This window comes from Actinoplanes sp. NPDC051633 (assembly GCF_040681735.1).
Classification (GTDB): domain Bacteria; phylum Actinomycetota; class Actinomycetes; order Mycobacteriales; family Micromonosporaceae; genus Actinoplanes.
In genome coordinates this window covers 1-3,716 of record NZ_JBFAZH010000784.1, presented here as the reverse complement: position 1 = coordinate 3,716, position 3,716 = coordinate 1, and the positions used below count along the sequence as shown (strand labels likewise).

Genomic DNA, 3,716 nt, shown 5'->3' with positions numbered 1-3,716 from the left:
GGCGGCCCAGTCGATCCGCGGGCGCCCGCGCGGGGGTCGAGCCGCGCTGCTGTGGCATCACGTCGCCACGCCGAGACTGCTGGTGGCTCGCGCCACGTGGTCATGCCGGGCGACGATCTCCTTGAGCTGCTGGATGACCGCCTCGCGCAGCTCCGGCGGGCCGTCCGCGCGAACGTCCGCGCCATAGCCCACCAGCGTCGACGCCAGCCGCTCGGGATCGGAGTACGGGATCGTCAGCACGTCGCCGTCGACACCGGCGGTCACCTCGGTCGCCCAGCGCCGCAGGCCCGCCGCCTGGCCGGGACGCACCGTCACCGTGGCTCGGCCGTTGTGCGCGACGGGACCACTCCAGCGCGAGACGTGCTTGATCAGGTCCTCGTTCTCCGGCGGCGTGAACGCCCCGGAGCGCCCGGTGAGGCGCACGTTGCCGACGATGCGGGAGAGCCGGAAACAGCGCGCGGCGCGGCGGTCCCGGTCGTGGCCCACCACGTACCACCGCCCCTGCCAGCACACCACGCCCCACGGCTCAAGGCGGCGTGTGGCGGCGGCATCGTTCTCCGGCGCCCGGTACGCGAACGAGACCGCCCGCCGCTCCCGGGCCGCCGTGGTCAGCGGGCCGAACGCCGGGTCGACCGTCACCACCGGCTCGACGCCCAGCGTCGCCTGCGGATCCACCTCGACACCGGCCGCGCGGAGCTTGGCCAGCCCGGACGACGCGGCCGCCGCCAGCCCGGCGTGCTGCCACAGGCGGGCGGCGATGCCCACCGCGGCCGCCTCGTCGGGCTCCAGCAGGATGTCGGGCAGCGCGTACTCCCGGTGGGCGATGCGGTAGCCCACCTCCTCGTCGAACGCGCTGGGCCGGCCCATCTCCAGCGGCACGCCGAGCTCGCGCAGCTCGGCCTTGTCCCGCTCGAACTTGCGCTGGAACGCCTCGTGATCCTTCGGGTCCTCGGGGTCGTGCTCATAACCCGGCACGGTCGCGGCGATCTGCGCGGCGGTCAGGAACCGTCGCGTCGACAGCAGGCAGATCACCAGGTTCACCAGGCGCTCGGTGCGGGTCCGCGACACGAGAGCAAACGCTAGCAGCCTCCGGGCCCCGCGGTTATCCGGCGACGCGGCGGGGAACGGAGATCGGGTGCCACCATCTGAACCCATCCGAGTCGGCCTGGCCGGCGCCGAACCGCTGCCCGTGCCCGCCGAGCCGGGCGAGGGCGGCAGCGAGAGCGTCGGCACGGTCATCGTCGCCGGGCTGGCCAACCTCGTCATCGCCGCCGCGAAGCTGGTCACCGGCCTGCTCTCCGGCTCCGCGGCGATGCTGTCCGAGGCGGCCCACTCGCTGGCCGACACGGTCACCGAGGTCTTCCTGTACGTCGCGCTGCGCCGCGGCGGCAAGCCCGCCGACGAGCAACACCCGTTCGGGTACGGCAAGGAAAGCTTCGTCTGGGCCTTCATCGCCGCCCTGTTCACCTTCGTCGGCGGCGCCGGCTTCTCGATCTACCACGGCGTTACGACGATCATGGGCGGGGAGCACAGCGGGGAGTTCACGCTGTCGTACGTCGTGCTCGCGGTCTCGTTCGTCGCCGAGGGCACCAGCTTCCTCAAGGCGCGGCGGCAGGTGCACGGCGAGTCGCGGCGCTGGGGCATCACGCCGTCGCGGTTCCTGCGCCTCACCCCCGACACCACGGTCAAGGCCGTCTACCTCGAGGACTCGGCCGCGCTGATCGGGCTGATCCTCGCCGCGCTCGGGCTCGGCCTGACCCAGCTCACCGGCACCGAGCTGTGGGACGGCGTGGCGTCGATCGCGATCGGCGTGCTGCTGCTCCTGGTGGCCGGCACGCTGGCCCGCGCCAACGTGTCGCTGCTGGTCGGCCGGGCGGTGCCGCGCCGGATGCACAACCAGATCGCCGACGACCTGGCGTCGATCCCGGTGGTCAGCGCGGTGCCGACGCTGCTGACCATGCAGCTCGGCCCGGGCGACATCCTGGTCGCCGCGAAGGTCGACTTCGACGACACGGTGACCGGTGCGGAGATCGAGGCCGCGTCCGACGACGCCGAGCTGCGCCTGCGCAAGCGTTACCCCGGCATCCGGTACGTGTTCCTGGATCCGACGCGCGGCACGGCCGGGCGCAACCACCGCGACGGGGGCGTCGACATATAGGGTCGCCGGTCATGGTTCGCTGGCGATCCGGAACGGTTGTGTCCCTGCGTGGCAGCTGGCGCGGTGCCGTCGAGCTCGACGTCTTCGTCGACGGCTCCCCCATGCGTGCGCTGGCCTACCCCCCGCTGGTGGGCACGCCGGTCGCGGGCGACCGGGTGCTGCTGAACGTGGGCGCCCTGACGATGGGTCTGGGCACCGGCGGGTACGCGCTGGTCGTCGCGATCCCGGACAGGCTGCCGCCCGATCCCGCGTCGGCCGGCACGTCCCGCGACTCCGGGCATCTTGTCAAGGCCCGGTACACCCCCCTGCAGCCGATCCTGCTCGGCGTCGACGAGGAGGCCTCGCCGCACCGCTCCGCCCTGGTCGAGGCCGGCTCGCTGGACGGCATGCCGGTGGTCACCGCCGATCTGCACTCGGCCCTGCCGGCGATCCTGGCCGGCGTCACGATGACCCGGCCGGCCGCCCGGGTCGCCTACGTGATGACCGACGGTGGCGCGCTGCCCGCCTGGTTCTCCCGCACCCTCTCCGGCCTGGCGTCCTCGCTGGCCGGCACGATCACGGCGGGCCAGTCCTTCGGCGGCGACCTCGAGGCGAGCACCGTCCACACGGCGTTGCTGGCCGCGCGGCACGTCCTGTCGGCCGACGTGACGATCGTGACCCAGGGCCCGGGAAACCTGGGCACGGGTACGACCTGGGGCTTCAGCGGCGTCTCGGTGGGCGAGGCGATCAACGCGATCGGCACGCTGGGCGGCCGGCCGATCGGCTCGCTGCGCATCTCGGACGGCGACGGGCGTCCCCGCCACCGGGGCGTCTCCCACCACTCCCTGACCGCGTACGGGAAGGTGGCCCTGCTACCGGCCGACCTGGTGGTCCCGCTGGGCCTGCCGCCGGCCCTGGCGCGCGAGGTCTCGTCGGCGCTGGCGCCGCTGGCCGCTCGCCACCGGATGGTCGAGGTGCCGGTGGAGGGCCTGTACGACGCGCTGCTGGACCTGCCGGTCACCCTGTCCACGATGGGCCGGTCACTCGCGCAGGACCGCTCGTACTTCCTGGCCGCGGCCGCCGCCGGCCACCACGCCGCGACCCTGGTGGCCAGCGGTGCATCTTGACCTGGTCGCGCTGCTGGTCGACGACTACGACGAGGCGATCGCCTTCTTCACCGGGGCGCTCGGCTTCGACCTCGTGCAGGACTCGCCGTCGCTGACCAACGACGGCCGCCCCAAGCGCTGGGTCGAGGTGCGGCCGCCGGGCGCCCGCACGGGCCTGCTGCTGGCCCGGCCGGACGAGCACCAGCGGCACGCGATCGGCGCGCAGGCGGCCGACCGGGTGGGCTTCCTCCTGCGGGTGGACGACTTCGACGAGGCCCACGGACGGATGACCACAGCCGGCGTGACCTTCATGACCGAGCCTAGAGACGAGCCCTACGGCCGGGTCGCGGTCTTCCTCGACATCTCCGGCAACCGATGGGACCTCCTCGGCCCCCGGCCCTAGCGGTCGGTGATCTCCCGCAGCGCCGCCAGCGTCCGGCGCAACTGCCGCGTGTCCTCCCGCCCCAGGTGCG

Annotated in this window: 4 protein-coding genes; 3 read left to right on the top strand and 1 reads right to left on the bottom strand. The window is 73.6% G+C overall.

Annotated features, from left to right (window positions below):
* Positions 1-57: 57 nt before the first annotated feature.
* Positions 58-1,068 carry a WYL domain-containing protein gene (locus AB0M20_RS31945; protein WP_364304049.1) on the bottom strand — a complete coding sequence of 337 codons (1,011 nt, stop codon included), beginning with the start codon at positions 1,066-1,068 and terminating at the stop codon, positions 58-60.
* Positions 1,069-1,189: 121 nt separating this feature from the next.
* On the opposite strand from AB0M20_RS31945, the gene AB0M20_RS31940 reads away from it, so the two are divergent.
* The 3 genes from AB0M20_RS31940 to AB0M20_RS31930 are packed head-to-tail and all read left to right on the top strand — an operon-like array spanning position 1,190 to position 3,646.
* Positions 1,190-2,158, top strand: a complete 969-nt coding sequence (locus AB0M20_RS31940; RefSeq protein ID WP_364304050.1) for a cation diffusion facilitator family transporter — start codon at positions 1,190-1,192, stop codon at positions 2,156-2,158.
* Between the two features lie 11 nt (positions 2,159-2,169).
* The gene (locus AB0M20_RS31935) at positions 2,170-3,264 is read left to right on the top strand and encodes a DUF3866 family protein (protein WP_364304048.1); all 1,095 of its coding nucleotides are present in this window, start codon (positions 2,170-2,172) and stop codon (positions 3,262-3,264) included.
* A complete protein-coding gene (locus AB0M20_RS31930; RefSeq protein ID WP_364304047.1) occupies positions 3,254-3,646 on the top strand; it encodes a VOC family protein in 393 nt (130 codons plus the stop codon). Before AB0M20_RS31935 ends, AB0M20_RS31930 begins: the two co-directional genes overlap by 11 nt.
* The last annotated feature ends 70 nt before the right edge of the window (positions 3,647-3,716 follow it).